This window comes from Sphingobium sp. AntQ-1, from assembly GCF_028538045.1.
GTDB classification, from domain to species: domain Bacteria; phylum Pseudomonadota; class Alphaproteobacteria; order Sphingomonadales; family Sphingomonadaceae; genus Sphingobium; species Sphingobium cupriresistens.
On the sequence record NZ_CP117158.1, the window covers coordinates 2,461,413 to 2,478,487 of the forward strand.

The following is a 17,075-nucleotide window of genomic DNA, read 5'->3' on the forward strand; positions in this document are numbered from 1 at the left end:
GGAACCTTCGTCATCCCGCCTGCGCTATGATGGCGGCAGAGCGGCGCGACGGCAACGCGCCCCCTTTTTTGGAGAGGCACGATGATCGTCGGCACCGTCAAGGAAATTAAGAACCATGAATATCGCGTCGGCCTGACTCCCGAAAGCGTGCATGAACTGACCGCGCACGGCCATCGCGTACTGGTCGAAAGCGGCGCGGGCGAGGGTATCGGCGCGAGCGACGCGCTGTACGAGACAGCGGGGGCGGAGATCGTCGCGGCGGCCGTCGACGTCTTCGCTACCGCCGAAATGATCGTGAAGGTGAAGGAGCCGCAGCCGCAGGAGCGCGCCCTGCTGCGGCCGGGCCAGATCCTCTATACCTATCTCCACCTTGCGCCCGACCCGGAGCAGACCCACGACCTGATCGCGTCGGGCGCAACCTGCATCGCCTATGAAACCGTGACCGACGTCCATGGCGGCCTGCCGTTGCTCAAGCCGATGAGCCAGGTCGCCGGTCGCATGGCGATCCAGGCGGGGGCGACCGCGCTGGAAAAGGCGCATGGCGGGCGCGGGGTGCTGCTGGGCGGGGTGCCCGGCGTGCTGCCGGCCAAGGTCGCGGTGATCGGTGGCGGCGTGGTCGGCTTCAACGCGGCGCAGATGGCGGCGGGCCTCGGCGCCGACGTCACTATCCTGGATCGCAGTCCGGAGGTGCTGGAAAAGCTCGGCATGTATTTCGAGGCGCGAGCCAAGACCCGCTTTTCCAACCGCGCGAACCTGGCCGAATGCGTGGCCGACGCGGATCTGGTGATCGGCGCCGTGCTGATCCCCGGCGCCGCCGCGCCCAAGCTGGTCAGCGCCGCGATGCTGAAAACCATGAAGAAGGGCGCGGTGCTGGTCGATGTCGCGATCGATCAGGGCGGCTGTTTCGAAACCAGCCACGCCACCACCCATGCCGACCCCACCTATATCGTCGATGGCGTCGTCCATTATTGCGTCGCCAACATGCCCGGCGCGGTGGCGCGGACCAGCACCTATGCGCTCAACAATGTGACGCTGCCCCACGCGCTGCGCATCGCCGAACTGGGGTGGCGGGACGCATTGCGCGACGACCCCCACCTGCGCGCGGGCCTCAACATCTGGGATGGAAAGGTGACTTATCAGGCCGTCGCACAGGATCTGGGCCTGCGCTATACGCCCGCGGAGGAGGCGTTGGCCTGATGATACCATGTCCTTTTGTTTCCCCATCGTCTTGCACTTTAGGCCATGGCCTTGCGGGTTCGCGCACCTCGTTCGTCTAGCGGGACAGGGGGACATGACCACATGCCCCCCATGCAGCTTGATTTCGCCGAAGAGAGGCATGGTTTAACGTCATGGTCGATTTCCCCAATTTCGCCGCCTTGATCCGCAGAGGCGAACGCAGCAACATGCGCGCTCGTCGTAATGGGCAGGAGGGCGCGCTATAATGCAGGGCGATGTCATGACCTGGCTCATTCCGCTCGTCGCGATGCTGGCCGCCGGCCTGCTCGCGGGCTTCGCCGCGGGCATTTTCGGCATTGGCGGCGGCTTCGTCGTGGTGCCGGCCCTGCTCGTCGTCCTTCCACTGCTCGGCGGCACGCATGACGCCATCGCCCATGTCGCGATCGGCACGTCGGCGGCGACCATCATCGTCACCTCCATCCGTTCGCTGTTGGCCCATTCCAAGCGCGGCGCGGTGGAGTTCGAAGTGCTCAAGACCTGGGCGCCCTGGATTGTCCTGGGCTGCGGCGCGGGCGTGATGCTCGCCAGCCATGTCGATGGCCGCACGCTCAAGATGATCTTCGGCGGCGGCGTGATCCTGATGTCGCTGAACTTCCTGCTGCCCAAGGTCAGCGGCAAGGTCGTCAGCGACACCATGCCGTCGGGCATATTGCGCATGGGCATCGCCGGCGGGCTCGGCACATTTTCCTCGCTGCTGGGCATTGGCGGCGGCACCATCGCCATCATGGTGATGACGCTGTGCGGCCGCACCATCCACCGGGCGATTGCGACGGCGTCGGGCATCGGCACGCTGATCGCCATCCCGACAACCATCGGTTTCGCGATCATCGGTCTGAAGGAAGGCGGCCTGCCCTGGGGTTCGCTGGGTTACATCAACATCCCCGCCACGTTGGCGATCGCCTCCATGTCGATGCTGACCGCGCCGCTCGGCGTGGCCGCGGCCCACAGCCTGCCCGCCGGCCCGCTCAAAAAGATCTTCGGCGCCTATCTGCTCGTGATCGGCTGCCTCATGCTGCGCGCCGGGCTCAAAATATAAACGCCAAAGCCGGGGCTTTGCGCGAAAGGCCGCCAGTGATGGGCTAACAGCCTTTGTCACTGGCGGCCTTTCGCGTTATCTGCGAGCCGGGGGACATGATGGCGCAGGCAGACGCGATTTCGATATTGCTGGTGGAAGATGACGAGGCCGCGCGCGCCAACATCGCCACGATCCTGACCGATGCAGGCATGGTGGTGGAACAGGCGATCGACGGCGCCACCGGCCTTAACCGCGCGGGCGGCGGCAGCCACGACGTCATCATCCTCGACCGGATGCTGCCCCATTTGTCGGGCATTGACATCGTCACCCGGCTGCGGGTGGCGGGCGTTGGCGCGCCGGTGTTGATGCTGTCGGCGCTCGGCCGCAGCGAACATCGGGTCGAGGGTCTGGAAAGCGGCGTCGATGATTATCTGGCCAAGCCGTTCGAACCCGACGAACTGGTCGCCCGCGTTCGCGCGCTGTGGCGCCGGGCCAGCCGGCGCAGCCATGAGCCGGTGCTGCTGTTTGGCGACCTGGAATGCCATGTGAAGGCGCGCACGGCCTTTCGCCAGGGCAAGCATCTGCCGCTCTCGCCCAAGGAATTCGAACTGTTCCGCTATCTGATGGAACATGCCGGCGAAGTGGTGACGCGCGAAATGCTGCTGCGCCAGGTATGGAAATTGAGCTTCGATCCTCAGACCAATGTCGTGGACGTCAATGTCGGACGCCTGCGCCGCAAGCTGGAGGACGGGTTCGACGGTCCTGTGCTGGAAACGGTGTGGGGCACCGGCTATCGGCTGATCGCCGCGGCGGGGCCGACAGGGGCGGGAAGTGCCTAGACCCGGCCTGTTCCGTTCGGTTTTCGGGCGGGTCACGCTGTCGGCGCTTTTGGTCAGTCTTCTGTCAACCTTGGCGCTGTTTCTGGTGGTGCAAAAGATCGTCGACGATGACGGTCGGGCGATGCTGGCGCGAGAGGTCGACACCGACCTGGCGGGCCTCGCCGATATCTATGTCAGCAGCGACGAGGCGGAACTCAGGGCGCGGATCGCCGATCGTCTCGCCATGAACCGTGAGGATGGCGAACGTAGCTGGTATCTGCTGACCGATGGGGCCGGCCGCCGCCTGGCCGGCAATCTCGATCGCTGGCCGGCCATCGCATCGGAAGTGTCGGAGGCGCGTTATGTCGTCCTGCCCGACGGTGACCGCATGTTCGCGCGGGCGACCCAGCTCGGCGCCGGCGCTCGCCTGCTGGTAGGGCGCAGCAATTATCGCGGCCAGGCGCTGCTCGCGCGGCTCGCAATGGCGTTCGCCATCGCCGGGGCGGGCATCGCGCTGCTCAGTCTGGCCGCCGGCCATTTCGCCGCCCGTCGCCTGCGAGCGCGAGTGGAGGTGGTGAACGCCGCCTTTGCCGCCGTCCGCGCCGGGCGTATCGCCGCCCGCGCGCCGGGACCGGGCAATAATGACGAACTGGCCGAACTGGCCGCCAATACCAACGCCATGCTCGACCAGGTCGAACGGCTGGTCGAGGCGCAGCGCGCCGTGTCGGACCAGACCGCGCATGAGATTCGCACCCCGCTGATGCATCTCGACACCCGCATCCTCAAGGCGATGGAGGGGACGCAGGACGAGGCGCTACTGCGCACGCTGGATCAGTCGCGCGCCGAAATCCGCGGCGTCGTGCGCCTGCTCGATTCGCTGCTCGACATTGCCGGCACCCAGGCGATGCGCGGCGATCTGCGCGGCCTGGCCGAAGTCGACTTGAGCGACATCGCCGAAAGCCTGGCCGATCTCTACGGCGCCAGTGCTGAAGATCTGGGCATCGGTTTCCATGCGCGGATCGCGCCGGGCGTGCGGGCGCGCGCCGACCCGATGCAGATGACGCGGCTCATGTCCAACCTGCTCGACAACGCCTTCAAATATGTGCCCAGTGGCGGCTCGATCGTGTTGGAACTGGCTCCCGGTCCGCATATCGTGGTGCAGGATGACGGCCCCGGCATCCCGCCCGCCGACCGGGAACGGGTGTTTGAACGCTATGTCCGGCTTGACGGCGCGCGGGGCGGGGGGCATGGCCTTGGCCTTTCGCTCGCCAGGGCGATCGCAGAGCGGCACGAATTGTCGCTGCATGTGGAGGAGGCCGCGCCCGGTGCGCGGTTCGTGCTCCAGCCGGAGGACCGCGATGATTAGGCTGCTCTTGTCGGGATTGCTGCTTGTCGCCGGGCCGGCCGCGCCGGCGGCCGACATGCTGCCCGCCGATCCGGTGTTGCGGACGTTGATGGAAGGCGAGGTCGCGCAGGGCGATGGCGATCACGCCGCATTGCTCGACACGGCGCAAATCCTCAAGGCGCTCGGCGCGACCCCGGCCGAAGGGCAGGATGATCTCGCGGCGCTATGGACGCAGGAGGCGCAGGATCATGGCGTCACCCGCTCGGCGCTTGGTTTTCGCGGCCGCGCGCTGGGGCCGGCCTATCGGCGCGGATCGCTCGGCGCGGGGGACAGCGTGACCGTGCGGCAGCTATTCTTCGCCGGACAGCGCGCCCAGATTTCGGTCGCCCCGGCTCGCGGCGCGGCCAATCTGTCGATGCGGGTGCAGGGCGCGGATGGAAATACGCTCTGCGCCAAGCCAATTGGGGGCGTTCAGGTGGACTGCGCCTGGCTGCCGCTCTTTACCGATCGCTATGACATCGTGATCGAAAATGGCGGGTCTGTACCGGCCGCCTTCTATCTGGTGGTGCGATAATCTATTAACTATTTGTTTTCAAAGCGATAAGTCGAAATGGTCGGATGTTTGCGCAACGATCCGTCGCCCCTTTTTCTCGCTTCGTCCATTCTGCACATTCGTTCAGGCGAAAAAGACCTGGGTCGGCGCGTTGTGCAGTGCATGGTTCGATCAAAAGAGGAGAAGAACCCATGATGTATGCGAAGCTTCTCGCCGCCACCGCTCTGCTGGCTATGGCGCCCGCCGCCGTCCAGGCGCAGGAAGGCCCGGTCAGCTATGAAGAACAATTGGCCCAGGTCGAAACCCAATTGGTCTATCAGGGGCCGATTGCTGGCGTCGAAAATGATTATTGGTTCAACTATCAGACCGATTTGGCCGAAGCGCGCAAGGAACTCACCGGCGATTTGCGCGGTTCGTCCGATGCGGAGGATAATCGCGACGCCTGGGAGGAATATCGCGCCGAACTGGCCGATGCCCGCGGCGATTATGCCAAGGAAATGGCCGAAAAGGGCTATCCTGTCGGCGAGGTCCGCGTGCTGACCGACAACGGTCGCTGAAATCTGTTGCGGGGCGGGCGGCGCCTGCCCCCTTAATCTGCGTCCGGGTCGCGGAAATTCAGCCGCCGCGTCACCGTATAATCCAGCACGCCGACCAGCAGATAGCTGATCCATTGTTTGAGCAGGGTCAGGCCGCTGCGGCCGGACCGATGCGCCTCCAGGCTTATCGCCCGGCTTCGCGTCGCCTCGCGCAGGATGAACTGGCGCACCTCTTGGGCAAATCCGGCATCCTCCACCCGCAGCATCACCTCCAGGTTGATGAACAGGCTGCGCATGTCGAAATTGGCCGACCCCACATAGACGCCATCGTCGATGACGATCAGCTTCATGTGCAATTTGCACGGCTGATATTCGTAAATCTCCACCCCGCGCCGCAGCAACGGTCCATAGAGCAATCGCGCGGCGGCCACGGTCGCGCCATTGTCCGACCTGGCCGGCAGGATGATACGCGCGCCCTTGCGCCGCGCGGCGCGGGCTATGCGCTTGAGCATTCCGCGCCCCGGCGAGAAATAGGCGGCGATCATGTCGACCCGCCCCGCCTTCTCCAGATCATGTTTCACTACCTGCGCCCAAGGGCTGAGGCGCCGGGTCGGCCCGCCGATCAGCCAGCGGAACGGATCGGCGGCATGGTGATGCAGCGTGGGATGCCATTGGCGCACCATGCGCCGCAGAGTGCGAAAACGATGCCTCTTCGTCAAACTCCAACGCCATAGCTGACCGTACCAGCGCGTCATCGCCTCCACCTGATCACCGACGATCAGCAGGCCGATGTCGCGCCAGCAATCCTCGGTGGGAATCCCGAAATAACCGTCCTCGACATTGAAGCCGCCGATCATCAGACGCTCGTCGTCGGCGATCGCCATCTTCTGATGGTTGCGGATCAGATAGCGGGTCGAGCGGCTCGTCCCGAACCGCGCGAACTGCGCGCCTGCTTCGATCAGTGGCGCAAAGAATGCGTCGGGCGTGGCGGCCGATCCGAACCCGTCGATCATCAGCGTCACCGCCACCCCGCGCGCCCGCGCCGCGATCAGCGCATCGCGCACCAGCGTCCCGCTGCCATCGGCCGCAAAGATATAATAATAGAGTTTCAGGCTGTGATGCGCCCCGTCGATCAGCGCGATCAGCGCCTGGCGCAGCGCCGGGCCGTCCGCGATCAGGCGCAGATGATTGCCGTGCAGGTCCAGGCGGATGTCGTCCGTGGTGGCGCAGTCGGGGGCGGGTTTGATGGTCGCCATATGCCCTTCATGCCCATTTTGTCCGTCTCTCGCCATGGCTTTATGGCCTTTTCATTGACTCTTGCGGGGACGGCTGCTAAGCGGCCAATTCACGACTTTCCTTCCGTTATTTGCAGGAGGCCCTGTTTGGCCCGCGTTACCGTCGAAGATTGCGTCGACAAGGTTACCAACCGTTTTGACCTCGTCCTTCTCGCCGCCCAGCGCGCGCGGGAGATTTCCGGCGGCGCTGAGTTGACGCTCGACCGCGACCGGGACAAGAATCCGGTCGTCGCCCTGCGCGAGATCGCCGAGGAAACCGTCTTGCCCGCCGATCTGCACGATTCGGTCGTCGCGTCGCTGCAAAAGGTGCAGATTGACGATGACGATACGCCGGACGAAATCGGCTCGATCGCCCAGTCGGCGGAGGCTCTGCGCCTGACCGCCGCCGCGCCGCCGCGCAACCAGAATATCGGCGGCGATTACGACGGCTGACCGCTGGACAAGTTTGGAGAGGAACGAAGGCCCGGCCTGCGCAAGCAGGACCGGGCCTCGCTTTTCCTGGACATAAGAGAAAGGCGCGGGGGACATGTCCCACGCGCCTTCTTTATTTTAGCAGCTACCGTTGCGGTCGATCGCCCGGCCGGCCAGCGCGCCAGCGCCAGCGCCGATGATCGTTCCAGGCGCACGGTCGCCGCGCGTATCGACGGCCCGGCCCAACAGGGCCCCGGCTACGCCGCCCAGCAGCAGGCCGGTGGTCCCGCCCGACTTGCGGCAGCGGTAACGGTTGTCGTCACGATAGCTGCGGCGTTGCGCATAACGGTCGCCGCGATGATGATCGCTGCGATATTCGCGATGATGGCCGCGACGATCATGGTCGCGCGCATAGGATGTCGCAGGGACGATTGCGGTCAGCGACGCGGCGGCAAGGGCGGTGGCCAGAATGGCTTTACGAAAGATCATGTGCGTTCTCCTCAAACCCTGAAATCTCTAACTGTGATGGGGGTATCGCATGAGGCGCTTGTTTCGTTCCTGAACCGACCTGTTATGCATCGTTCAGCTATGGCGCTGATACGTTAAAGCGACAGCCCTTGCTGACCGACGGCCAGCGCCGGCAACGCCCAATCGATCGCGCCGCGGCCCTTGGCTTCCAGAAAGGCATTGGCCCTGGAAAAGGGCCGCGATCCCAGAAAACCGTTATGCGCGGACAAAGGGGAGGGGTGGGCGGACTTGATCACCAGATGGCGGCTCTGATCGACGAAGCCCGCCTTGCGCTGGGCATAGGCGCCCCACAGCAGGAACACGACCGGCTCCTCCTTTTGTGCGACGATCCGCACCACCGCGTCGGTGAACAGTTCCCAGCCCTTGCCCTGATGCGACGCCGCCCGGCCCATCTCGACCGTCAACACGCTGTTGAGCAGCAGCACGCCCTGCCTCGCCCAATGCTCCAGAAAGCCATGGCTGGCCCGCGCGATGCCCAGATCCGCCTGCATCTCCTTATAGATATTGACCAGCGACGGCGGTGTGCGCACGCCCGGCTGTACCGAAAAGCACAGGCCATGCGCCTGCCCCTCGCCGTGATAGGGGTCTTGCCCCAATATCACGGCCTTCACCTGGTCGAGCGGGGTCAGGTCCAGCGCGCGGAAATATTCGCTGCCCTTGGGGAAGATTCGTTTCCCGGCCGCTTTCTCCGCCCGCAGGAAATTTTTCAGCCCCTGCATATGCGGGGCTTCGAATTGATCGGCCAGCGGCGCGCGCCAGCTTTCGTGCAGCTTGATGGTGTCGCTCATGCCGCCTGATGGCGCGGGGCGCAAAGCCCTGTCAACCTGCCCGATTCGGGGCAAAGCCTCTTGCCTCCCGCGCGCCGATCCGCGACAGGCGAAACCATGTCGCTTGCTCGTCCCGTCAGCCTGTTCGCCGCCTTCGGCCTGTTTCTTGCCCCGTTGCCCGGCGCCGACGCCTTCGGCCCGCCGCCCAAGCCGCTGGTCCAGCAAAGCGCCGAAGCGAAATTACTGGGCGAGTTCGCCCGTTTCGCCGCCCTGTCGGACGGATCGGTCGGGATCGGGGTGCGCGATCTCCAGACCGGCGAGACGCAGGCGCTGAACGGCGACACGCTGTTCCCGATGGCCAGCGCCTACAAGATCGCGGTGGCCGGCCGCATCTTCGCGCTGGTCGATGCGGGGCAGGCGCGCCTGGACGAACAGCTTGCGCTCGATCCTGCCTTGGCGAGCGAGGGCGGCATCGCCTGGATGTTCTCCCGCCCCGGCGCGACCCTGTCGATCGACCGGTTGCTGGAACTGATGCTGCAAAAGAGCGACAATAATGCGACCGACGTGCTGGTCGCGCGTGCGGGCGGGCCGCAGGCGATCACCGGCTTCGTGAATAAGCTGGGCGTCACCGGGCTGCGTGTGGACAGCGACACCGCGCATCTCCTCTATCGCGCCATGGGCATTCATCCGCTGGCGGGCAGCTTCCGCCAGAATGCCGACGCGGCCCGACGCGCCGATCCGCAACTGGTCACGCGCGATATCCGCGATCTGCCTAATTTGGCCTTCGCTGCAGAATTGCAGGACACCTCCACGCCCGCGGCGATGCTCGACCTGATCGCCGCCTATGAATCGGGCCGCGCGCTGTCGGCCGCCAGCACCCAGCGGCTGTTCACCATCATGGCGAATTGCGAAACGGGCAAGAAGCGAATCGTGGGCATGTTGCCGCCGGGCACGGCGGTCGCGCACAAGACGGGATCATTGAACGGCACCGGCAACGATGTCGGTGTCGTGCGCTTGCCCGACGGGCGCCGCTTCGCGATTGCGGTCTTCGTGATGAAGGATAGCAAAGGCCATGTCGCGCGCGACCGCATCATCGCGGAAGCGGCGCGCGCGGCCTATGACTATTTCCTCTATGCTCCCGACAGGGCGCACGGTCTGGCGCATAAGACTTAACAGCCATCGGCTGTTTCGTTACGCTTGCGGTCAAAGAGAGGATGCAACACATATGGCCGTGACACGCATGAAGCGCTTCCGCGACTTTTGGCCCTATTATCTGCAGGAACATGCGCGTCGGGGCACCCGCGCGCTCCATTATGCCGGCACCAGCCTGGTCGTGGCGCTGGTCGCTGCGGCGCCCTTTGCCGGGCGCTGGTGGATGGCCGCAGCCTTGCCGCTGGTGGGCTATGGTTTCGCCTGGGCCGGTCACAGCCTGATCGAACGCAATCGCCCCGCGACCTTCCGCTATCCGCTCTGGTCGCTGCGCGCCGATTTCGTCATGTGGTATCGCTTCCTCACCGGCCATATGGGCCGTGATCTGGCGCGCGCCGGTGTACGGCCCGACGGCACAGTCGATCCGGCCAGACGCATGTCCGTCTGACCGATCCGCTTGACCCGCCCCGGCGCTCTGCCACAAGGGGCGCGATGACATTGTCCGCGACCTTCTCGCAGCCCGACCGGGCGACCCTGGCTGAGCGCTGGCAGGCGCTGGAGGCGCGATCCGACGGCAGCTTCTTCCTGGGCTGGACCTGGGTCGGGGCATGGCTCGACAGCTATGGCGTCCGGCCCGACCTGCTGGCCGTCACCGATGCAACGGGACAGGATGTGGCGCTGGCGCTGGCCGGCCATGCGATGCGGCCGCGCCTGCTGGGCGACGTCGCGACGCTCAGCCTCAACCAGTCGGGCGATCCCCAGGCCGACCGGCCCTATGTCGAATATAATGGCCTGCTGGTCGAAACGGGCCGGGAGGCGGAAGCGACCGCCGCCGCACTTGCGGCCCTCACGCGCCGCCGCGACTGGAGGGCGCTGACGCTCAGCGGGGTCGCGCCCGATTCGCCGCTGCTCGGCCTGGCCGCGCGCCGTCGCAGCCGGATCGATGTCTCGCCCGTCTATCAGGTCGATCTGGGCGCGGTGCGCGCCGCTGACGGCGACTATCTGTCGCTGCTCAGCGCCAATACGCGCAGCCAGATTCGCCGCGCGATGAAGGATCATGGCGGCCCACTCCCCGACGTTGCTATCGGCGGGCTTGATGACGTCATCCCCTGGCTGGAGGAGATGGCCGCGCTCAACGGCGGCCGCCATGCCGACAACGCCTGGGACGATGCCGGCTTCCGCAGCTTCGTCGGCACGATCTGCGCGCGCGGACTGCCGTCGGGCGCGGTGGAACTGCTGCGTTTTTCCGATGCCGGTGGCGTGGTCGGGTTGCTGGTCAATTTCGCCCATCGCGGCGTGGCGATGAACTATCAGTCCGCCTTCGCCGCGTCGCGCACCGCGAAGGACAAGCCCGGCCTGCTCTGCCATGCGGCGGCGGTCGGCCATTATGCCGCACGCGGCCTCTCACGCTATTCGCTGCTGGCGGGCAAGGATCGCTACAAGCAGAGCCTCGCCACCTGCGAGGACTCGCTTGAATGGTGGGTGCTGGAACGGTTCAGCCCGCGCCTGGAAGCCGAAGCGCTGCTGCGCCGGATACTTAAGCGCCCAGCTTCCGCATGATGCGATAGACCAGGCGGCGCACGCCCTGCGCTTCGGGCCGTGCGCTGACCGTGCCGACCGGCAGGCCGCGTTTGCGCAGCAATGCGTTGAAACTGTGCAGCTCGCCTTCGGCCACGCTGCGTTCCGATCGCCATGTCACTGACAGGCTGACCGATACGGTCGGGCCATTCTCCACGAAATGCGGCGCCTTCACCGGCACGTGGATCGCATCGCCCGGCTCCAGCCGGACGGCCGTGCCATGCGCCTTGAACCCGTCCTGCCACACCAGGTTGCGATGGCCGCCGCCATGGAAATCCTCGCTCTTCTGCGCCGGCACCAGATGCTGGTCGCGCGCCGGGAAGACGGTCATCGTCTTCACGCCCATGATCTGGAGCAGGATATTATGCTCCGGGTCCATATGGAATGGCGTGACGCTGCCGGGCGAAGACAGGAAGATGAAGGCTTCGCGATGCAGCATCGGCCCGGTCTTGTCCGACACGATCGGTTCCAGTTCCGCCAGCGCCGCGTCCAGCAGCGCGGCATAGGCCGGGTCGCGCTCGACATTCTTCAGTACCGCCCAGCTACCATTGGTATCGATCGTGCGGATCGTCTCGCCCAGCGTCAGCCCGTTGGACGGGGTATCCTCCGGGCGCACGCCCAGCGGTAACTTGCCCAGATTGTATTCGACCGATGTGCCCAGCATCCGCTCGGCCAGAGTCGCCAGCGCGTCGAGCGTCAACAGGCCGTGGCCGACCAGCCCATGATGCAGCTTGATCGACTGGTCGGGATAAGCGGCGGCGAAGGCGGCGCGGGCCTCGTCGGGGAAGATGGCGTCGGCGGCCGGCGCGATCGGGCTATGGGCGGTCATGCCTGTCCTTTCAATTTTCTGGCGATCGCCTCCACCCCGTTGGCGAGCGCGAAGGCGGCGCTGCGCTGCATCCGGGCGATGCCCGCGCCATGCAGGGCGATGCGATATTGCACGATGGTCCGTCGTTCCGCCCACAGGCTGTCGATCATCGGATGATCGGGGGCGGCGCAACTGTCCATCCAGCCGATCGCCGGATCGGCCTGCACCGCGTTCAGATTGGCGATCTCGATCAGCACGCCCGGCGAAAAGCGTCCCAGCGTCTCGTCGAACGCGATCTTGAAGGAGAAAGCGCCCTCGCCATGGCGGAAATTGACCAGCATCGCGATCGCCCGGTCGTCCAGGTCGATGCGCAGCATGTGCAGGCGACCTGCGTCGAAGGCGGCGGCGCAGGCGGCGCGGAAGAAAGCGGCGTCGGCCGGCTTGCACGCCAGCGCCGTGCCTTCCTGCCCCTTCCAGCCCGACGCCTCCAGCGCCAGGAAATCGCCGCACCAGCGCGCCAGCTCGGCGCCGTCGGTCAACTGGCGCGTCTCGACCGCCCCCATTTCCGCCAACCGTTTTTGCAGGCGGCGCAATTCCTTGCGCTTTTTGGACCGTATCTGCGTTTCCCAATAGGCGTCGCCGGTCAGGTCCGACCGCAACATCGCCCGGTCGTAGCGATGAATCTCCAGCCGGCCGCGCCGCTGCTCCACGCATAAGGCCTCCAGCGCCGCGGCATTGGCCCCGGCGGCGTCCACGGCTTCGAGATGCAGGAAGCCGCGCGCCCAGGGCGCCGCCTCCAGTTGCGCCAGGAAGCTGCGCCACGCGGCGACTTCATGCCCCCGGCGGATCATCGGCGCGCCGAAGAAGCAGTGATCGTGCATCCAGTTCGCCACGCAGCCGATCGGCAGGCGCCCATGGCGCGGCTTGCAGACGACCGGCAGCAGGCCTATCGCCATGTCACCATCGCGCGCCTCGATCAGATGGACGTTTCCGTCGCCCGCCAGATGGTCGATCGCGGCCGTCAGCATGTCGGGCGCGTAGAAGGCGTTGACCTCTGCTGCGTCCAGCGCCAACGCTAGCCAGCGTTCGCGCTGACCTTGCCCGGTCAGGTCGGGGACCGGAGCCGGGGGCTTGGGATGGGATGCCATGTCCATGGCCTTCGCTTAGGCGATAAAGATTATAGGGCGGTAAAGATCGGCGAAAGTCTGCGCATAGCGGGACCGCGTGCAGCTTATGAGGGCTTTACAAGCCATGGTGGATTGTCTGAGACGGGGGAAGGGGCCGCGCATCCGCACCCAGGCCGAGAGGGAAATGCATGACCATCCTCGTTACCGGAGCTGCCGGATTCATCGGCATGCACGTCGCCGACCGGCTGCTGGCGCAGGGCCATGCGGTGGTCGGCATCGACAACATGAACGATTATTATCCTGTGTCGCTTAAGCGCGATCGGATCGCCCGGTTGCAGGCGGCTCATGATAGGCTCTTCACCTTCCACGAACTGGATTTCGCCGACCTCGACGCGCTGCACGCCGCGCTGGCCGATCAGGTGATCGAGGCGATCGTGCATCTGGGCGCGCAGGCCGGGGTGCGCTATTCGCTGATCAATCCCCATGCCTATGTCCGCTCCAACCTGGCTGGCCATGTCAACATGCTGGAACTGGCGCGAGAGCGGCGGGTCCGGCATTTGGTCTACGCTTCCTCCTCGTCGGTCTATGGCGGCAACGACACGCTGCCTTTCCGGGTGGAGGATCGCGCGGATCATCCCGTCTCGCTCTATGCCGCTACGAAGCGCGCCGATGAGCTGATGAGCGAAACCTATGCCCATCTCTTCCGCATCCCCATGACGGGCCTGCGTTTCTTCACCGTCTATGGCCCCTGGGGTCGTCCTGACATGGCGATGTGGATCTTCACCGCGAAAATCCTGGCGGGCGAACCGATCCCGGTGTTCAACCATGGCCGGATGCAGCGCGACTTTACCTATATCGACGACATCGTCAGCGGCATCATCGGCTGCCTCGATCATCCACCCGCCGACGATGGCGCGCCCAAGGCCGGGGGAAGTCGCGCGCCGCACCGGCTCTATAATATCGGCAATAACCGGCCCGAAGAACTGATGCATCTGATCGCCGTGCTGGAAGATGCGCTGGGGCGAAAGGCGCAGATCGACTTCCAGCCGATGCAGCCGGGCGACGTTCACGCAACCTATGCCGACATCAGCGCTATCTGCCATGATATTGGTTTCGCTCCCACAACGGGAATCGAGTCGGGCGTGCCGCGATTCGTGCAATGGTATCGTGACTATCATGACACCCAATGAAGGCAGCACGTCGCGCGCATAGCAAATAGGAAATGGTTCCACGGTTCGTCGCTGTATATAGTCGTTTTGCCTTGCTCCTGTCAGGTTTGACTGTTTTCAACTGCCGCTAATTTCTTTCGCACTTGCAAAATAGATTGCCATAAGTGCCTGAAACAGCGTAAGCCATGCTCCCATGCTGGTTGCAAAATCAGCTAGGGGTCGCGGAACGAGGGAAAGACGACGCATCGAATACGATGGTTCGTCGCCGTTGATCCGGCCGGATGATCTGGTCGTGAAAAACGGATAAAAGGGCAAACGCGTGTCGACACCAGCTTCGAAAATCGTCCCGTTCGGCTCCGGCGGCCGTATCGTGGAGACTGCCTGCCGCAGTCTTTCGATTGCAGCCTCCGGGCTCAATGCGCTGGAGGCCAAATTCGCCGAACGGGAATTTGCCGCAACCTTCCTGCGCGTGATCGGCGTCATCATGAAAGTGCGCGGCCGCGTGATCGTCACCGGCATCGGCAAGAGCGGTATCGTTGCGCGCAAGATGACCGCGACGCTCACCTCCACCGGCACCCCGGCCATCTTCCTCCACCCTGCGGATGCGGGGCATGGCGATCTGGGCATGATCACCCCGGATGACGTCGTTCTGATGTTGTCCCATTCGGGCGAATCGACCGAACTCGGCCCGATTATCCATTATTGCAAGCGCTTCGCCATTCCACTGGTGGCCATCACCGCGCAGGCGCAGAGCACCGTCGCCATGGCGGCCGATATGTGCGTGCTGATGCCCGAAGTGGAGGAAGCCTGCCCCAATTCCCTAGCCCCCACGACCTCGACCACGGTGCAGATGGCGCTGGGTGATGCGCTGGCGATCTCTCTGATGGAAATGCGCGGCTTTTCCGCCGATGATTTCCATAAATTCCATCCCAATGGCCGGCTTGGCGCGCAACTGGTCAAGGTGCGCGAGCTTATGGCCGCCGGTGACGACGTGCCAATGGTGCGGGAAGATGCCTCGCTTCTCGACGCGACCATCGAAATGACGCGCGCGCGCCTCGGCGGTACGGCGATCGTCGATCGCAATGGCCGGTTGATCGGCGCCTTCACCGATGGCGATCTGCGCCGTACCGTGACAGGCAAGCAGAATCTGACGGAGGCCGTGGGCCGGTCGATGACGTTGACGCCGCTTGCCGTCGGTCCCGACGAATTGGCGTCCGAAGCGATGCATCTGATGCATGAGCATAATATCATGCTGCTTTTCGTCTGCGAAAATGGCCGGTTGATCGGCGCGGTCCATATGCACGATCTGCTTCACGCCGGGGTCGCCTGAGCCTTCTCGTCGTCATTCCCGCGCGGGCGGGGTCTTCCCGTCTGCCGCGCAAGCCGCTTCGCCTGATCGCCGGGCGGACGTTGCTGCACCGAACGATCGCCATGGCGCGGGCGGCGATCGGCGTCCGTGCGGACGTTGCCCTGACCGTCGCGACCGATGATGATGCGATCGCGGATCATGCCCGCGCCGCCGGCTGCGACGCGGTGATGACGGACAGCGCCATCGCCACCGGATCGGGCCGCGCGCTTGCGGCGGCGCAGGCGCAACCCTCGCCGCCACGCTTCATCGTCAATCTCCAGGGCGATTCGCCCTTCCAGCCCGAAGGAGCGCTCGGCGCGGTGATCGCCGCGCTACAGGGCGGCGCGCCGGTCGCCACGCCGGTCATCGCGCTCGACTGGCCCGCGCTCGACGCGCTGCGCGAACATAAGACGCGCTCGCCCTTCAGCGGCACCACCTGCGCCCGCGCGCCTGATGGTCGCGCCCTGTGGTTTTCCAAGACGATCATCCCCGCGATCCGCAATGAGGATAAGCTGCGCGAAACCGACCCCTGGTCCCCCGTCTGGCGCCATGTCGGCCTCTACGGCTATACGCTCGACGCGCTGGAGCGGTTTGAAGCCTGCCCGCCCACGGTGCTGGAAAATCTGGAGGGGTTGGAGCAATTGCGCCTGCTCGAACTGGGTATCCCGGTCATGACGGTCGCCGTCGATCCACCGCGCTTCGACAGCAGCGGCATCGATACAGAGGCCGACATCAGCCGGGTCGAGGCGCTGATCGCCGTCTATGGCGACCCGACCCCGCCGCTTTGATCGCCCGCTATCATGCGCCGCATCTTCATCATCCGTCACGGCGACACCTTTGCGAGCAGCGCTGACGCCTGCCGGGTGGGCGCCCGCACCGATATTCCGCTGGTGGAGAGCGGCCATGCGCAGGCGGGGCGGTTGGGCCAATGGTTCGCGCACCAGGCGCAGCCGATCGATCGCCTCTTGTCCAGCCCACTCCTGCGCGCGCGTGAAACGGCCGCTGCTATCGCCGCCGCGACGGGCGATGCCGCGGATGGTGTGCGCGACTGGCTGGGGGAGATCGACCATGGTCCGGACGAAGGGCGGCCAGAGGCGGCGGTGCTGGCCCGGATCGGCGCGCAGGCGCTGGCCGATTGGGACGAGCGGGGTATTGCGCCCGATGGCTGGATCGTGGACGCCGATGCCCGCATCGCCGCCTGGCGCGCCTTCTTCGCGGAGGGCGGCGCGGGCGTGGACCTGCTCGTCACGAGCAATGGCGCGGCGCGCTTTGCTCTGATCGCGGCGGGTCTGCCGCTCGGCGCGCTGAAGTTGCGGACCGGGGCTTTTGGCGAACTGACCGTCGATCAGGATGGTGGGGTCAGCCTGATTCGTTGGGACGAGCGTCCTTAAT

The 17,075-nt window shown here is 65.3% G+C and carries 19 protein-coding genes; 14 read left to right on the forward strand and 5 right to left on the reverse strand.

Annotated elements, in window-relative coordinates:
• Positions 1-81: 81 nt before the first annotated feature.
• The 6 genes from ald (at position 82) to sphantq_RS12335 (ending at position 5,524) form a co-directional block, all read left to right on the forward strand.
• Positions 82-1,197, forward strand: coding sequence for an alanine dehydrogenase (gene ald / locus sphantq_RS12310; protein ID WP_129926705.1), 1,116 nt, complete (start codon positions 82-84; stop codon positions 1,195-1,197).
• A gap of 244 nt (positions 1,198-1,441) precedes the next feature.
• Positions 1,442-2,272, forward strand: a complete 831-nt coding sequence (locus sphantq_RS12315) for a sulfite exporter TauE/SafE family protein (RefSeq protein WP_066599901.1) — start codon at positions 1,442-1,444, stop codon at positions 2,270-2,272.
• A 98-nt stretch (positions 2,273-2,370) separates the two neighbouring features.
• The gene (locus sphantq_RS12320) at positions 2,371-3,090 is read left to right on the forward strand and encodes a response regulator transcription factor (RefSeq protein ID WP_066604864.1); all 720 of its coding nucleotides are present in this window, start codon (positions 2,371-2,373) and stop codon (positions 3,088-3,090) included.
• Positions 3,083-4,435 carry a sensor histidine kinase gene (locus sphantq_RS12325; protein WP_129926706.1) on the forward strand — a complete coding sequence of 451 codons (1,353 nt, stop codon included), beginning with the start codon at positions 3,083-3,085 and terminating at the stop codon, positions 4,433-4,435. The genes sphantq_RS12320 and sphantq_RS12325 overlap by 8 nt, the downstream gene beginning before the upstream one ends.
• Positions 4,428-4,988 carry a hypothetical protein gene (locus sphantq_RS12330; RefSeq protein WP_066599906.1) on the forward strand — a complete coding sequence of 187 codons (561 nt, stop codon included), beginning with the start codon at positions 4,428-4,430 and terminating at the stop codon, positions 4,986-4,988. Before sphantq_RS12325 ends, sphantq_RS12330 begins: the two co-directional genes overlap by 8 nt.
• 170 nt (positions 4,989-5,158) lie before the next feature.
• Complete coding sequence (locus tag sphantq_RS12335; RefSeq protein WP_066599909.1) at positions 5,159-5,524, forward strand: hypothetical protein; 366 nt, start codon at positions 5,159-5,161, stop codon at positions 5,522-5,524.
• A gap of 32 nt (positions 5,525-5,556) precedes the next feature.
• Here the strand turns inward: sphantq_RS12335 and sphantq_RS12340 are convergent, their stop codons facing one another.
• The gene (locus sphantq_RS12340; protein WP_443021478.1) at positions 5,557-6,759 is read right to left on the reverse strand and encodes a phospholipase D-like domain-containing protein; all 1,203 of its coding nucleotides are present in this window, start codon (positions 6,757-6,759) and stop codon (positions 5,557-5,559) included.
• Positions 6,760-6,885: 126 nt separating this feature from the next.
• Here sphantq_RS12340 and rpoZ point away from each other — a divergent pair, with 126 nt between their 5' ends.
• On the forward strand, positions 6,886-7,230 hold the full coding sequence (gene rpoZ / locus sphantq_RS12345) for a DNA-directed RNA polymerase subunit omega (protein ID WP_007708529.1): 345 nt from the start codon (positions 6,886-6,888) through the stop codon (positions 7,228-7,230).
• A 117-nt stretch (positions 7,231-7,347) separates the two neighbouring features.
• Here rpoZ and sphantq_RS12350 read toward each other — a convergent pair whose 3' ends face one another.
• A complete protein-coding gene (locus tag sphantq_RS12350; RefSeq protein ID WP_066599913.1) occupies positions 7,348-7,698 on the reverse strand; it encodes a glycine zipper 2TM domain-containing protein in 351 nt (116 codons plus the stop codon).
• Between the two features lie 113 nt (positions 7,699-7,811).
• Positions 7,812-8,525: a uracil-DNA glycosylase gene (gene ung / locus sphantq_RS12355; protein ID WP_066599916.1), complete on the reverse strand. Its 714-nt coding sequence runs from the start codon at positions 8,523-8,525 to the stop codon at positions 7,812-7,814.
• Between the two features lie 96 nt (positions 8,526-8,621).
• On the opposite strand from ung, the gene bla reads away from it, so the two are divergent.
• The 3 genes from bla to sphantq_RS12370 are packed head-to-tail and all read left to right on the forward strand — an operon-like array spanning position 8,622 to position 11,213.
• Positions 8,622-9,677, forward strand: coding sequence for a class A beta-lactamase (bla, locus tag sphantq_RS12360; RefSeq protein WP_272798628.1), 1,056 nt, complete (start codon positions 8,622-8,624; stop codon positions 9,675-9,677).
• 52 nt (positions 9,678-9,729) lie between these two features.
• Positions 9,730-10,101 (forward strand): DUF962 domain-containing protein, encoded by a 372-nt coding sequence (locus sphantq_RS12365; RefSeq protein ID WP_066599919.1) that lies wholly within the window; start codon positions 9,730-9,732, stop codon positions 10,099-10,101.
• A 44-nt stretch (positions 10,102-10,145) separates the two neighbouring features.
• Complete coding sequence (locus sphantq_RS12370; RefSeq protein WP_272798629.1) at positions 10,146-11,213, forward strand: GNAT family N-acetyltransferase; 1,068 nt, start codon at positions 10,146-10,148, stop codon at positions 11,211-11,213.
• On the opposite strand, the gene sphantq_RS12375 is transcribed toward sphantq_RS12370, so the two are convergent.
• Both sphantq_RS12375 and sphantq_RS12380 read right to left on the reverse strand, forming a co-directional pair.
• On the reverse strand, positions 11,191-12,060 hold the full coding sequence (locus sphantq_RS12375) for a cupin-like domain-containing protein (RefSeq protein WP_272798630.1): 870 nt from the start codon (positions 12,058-12,060) through the stop codon (positions 11,191-11,193). The genes sphantq_RS12370 and sphantq_RS12375 overlap by 23 nt on opposite strands.
• Complete coding sequence (locus sphantq_RS12380) at positions 12,057-13,193, reverse strand: GNAT family N-acetyltransferase (RefSeq protein ID WP_272798631.1); 1,137 nt, start codon at positions 13,191-13,193, stop codon at positions 12,057-12,059. Before sphantq_RS12380 ends, sphantq_RS12375 begins: the two co-directional genes overlap by 4 nt.
• A gap of 161 nt (positions 13,194-13,354) precedes the next feature.
• Here sphantq_RS12380 and sphantq_RS12385 point away from each other — a divergent pair, with 161 nt between their 5' ends.
• From sphantq_RS12385 to sphantq_RS12400, 4 genes are all read left to right on the forward strand, one after another.
• Positions 13,355-14,356, forward strand: coding sequence for an NAD-dependent epimerase/dehydratase family protein (locus sphantq_RS12385; protein WP_066599929.1), 1,002 nt, complete (start codon positions 13,355-13,357; stop codon positions 14,354-14,356).
• Positions 14,357-14,705: 349 nt separating this feature from the next.
• Positions 14,706-15,665 carry a KpsF/GutQ family sugar-phosphate isomerase gene (locus sphantq_RS12390; protein WP_066599935.1) on the forward strand — a complete coding sequence of 320 codons (960 nt, stop codon included), beginning with the start codon at positions 14,706-14,708 and terminating at the stop codon, positions 15,663-15,665.
• Positions 15,662-16,471 carry a 3-deoxy-manno-octulosonate cytidylyltransferase gene (locus sphantq_RS12395; protein ID WP_082678950.1) on the forward strand — a complete coding sequence of 270 codons (810 nt, stop codon included), beginning with the start codon at positions 15,662-15,664 and terminating at the stop codon, positions 16,469-16,471. Before sphantq_RS12390 ends, sphantq_RS12395 begins: the two co-directional genes overlap by 4 nt.
• A gap of 12 nt (positions 16,472-16,483) precedes the next feature.
• Positions 16,484-17,074, forward strand: coding sequence for a histidine phosphatase family protein (locus sphantq_RS12400; protein WP_272798632.1), 591 nt, complete (start codon positions 16,484-16,486; stop codon positions 17,072-17,074).
• Position 17,075: the final 1 nt, after the last annotated feature.

Bases quoted from the DNA above. Each gene is read 5' to 3' on its own strand.
- sphantq_RS12330 (WP_066599906.1), top strand. From the start codon at position 4,428: ATGATTAGGCTGCTCTTGTCGGGATTGCTGCTTGTCGCCGGGCCGGCC.
- ald (WP_129926705.1), top strand. From the start codon at position 82: ATGATCGTCGGCACCGTCAAGGAAATTAAGAACCATGAATATCGCGTC.
- bla (WP_272798628.1), top strand. From the start codon at position 8,622: ATGTCGCTTGCTCGTCCCGTCAGCCTGTTCGCCGCCTTCGGCCTGTTT.
- sphantq_RS12370 (WP_272798629.1), top strand. From the start codon at position 10,146: ATGACATTGTCCGCGACCTTCTCGCAGCCCGACCGGGCGACCCTGGCT.
- sphantq_RS12365 (WP_066599919.1), top strand. From the start codon at position 9,730: ATGGCCGTGACACGCATGAAGCGCTTCCGCGACTTTTGGCCCTATTAT.
- sphantq_RS12400 (WP_272798632.1), top strand. From the start codon at position 16,484: ATGCGCCGCATCTTCATCATCCGTCACGGCGACACCTTTGCGAGCAGC.
- sphantq_RS12380 (WP_272798631.1), bottom strand. From the start codon at position 13,193: ATGGACATGGCATCCCATCCCAAGCCCCCGGCTCCGGTCCCCGACCTG.
- sphantq_RS12320 (WP_066604864.1), top strand. From the start codon at position 2,371: ATGGCGCAGGCAGACGCGATTTCGATATTGCTGGTGGAAGATGACGAG.
- sphantq_RS12335 (WP_066599909.1), top strand. From the start codon at position 5,159: ATGATGTATGCGAAGCTTCTCGCCGCCACCGCTCTGCTGGCTATGGCG.
- ung (WP_066599916.1), bottom strand. From the start codon at position 8,525: ATGAGCGACACCATCAAGCTGCACGAAAGCTGGCGCGCGCCGCTGGCC.
- sphantq_RS12315 (WP_066599901.1), top strand. From the start codon at position 1,442: ATGCAGGGCGATGTCATGACCTGGCTCATTCCGCTCGTCGCGATGCTG.
- sphantq_RS12375 (WP_272798630.1), bottom strand. From the start codon at position 12,060: ATGACCGCCCATAGCCCGATCGCGCCGGCCGCCGACGCCATCTTCCCC.
- sphantq_RS12350 (WP_066599913.1), bottom strand. From the start codon at position 7,698: ATGATCTTTCGTAAAGCCATTCTGGCCACCGCCCTTGCCGCCGCGTCG.
- sphantq_RS12340 (WP_443021478.1), bottom strand. From the start codon at position 6,759: ATGGCGACCATCAAACCCGCCCCCGACTGCGCCACCACGGACGACATC.
- sphantq_RS12385 (WP_066599929.1), top strand. From the start codon at position 13,355: ATGACCATCCTCGTTACCGGAGCTGCCGGATTCATCGGCATGCACGTC.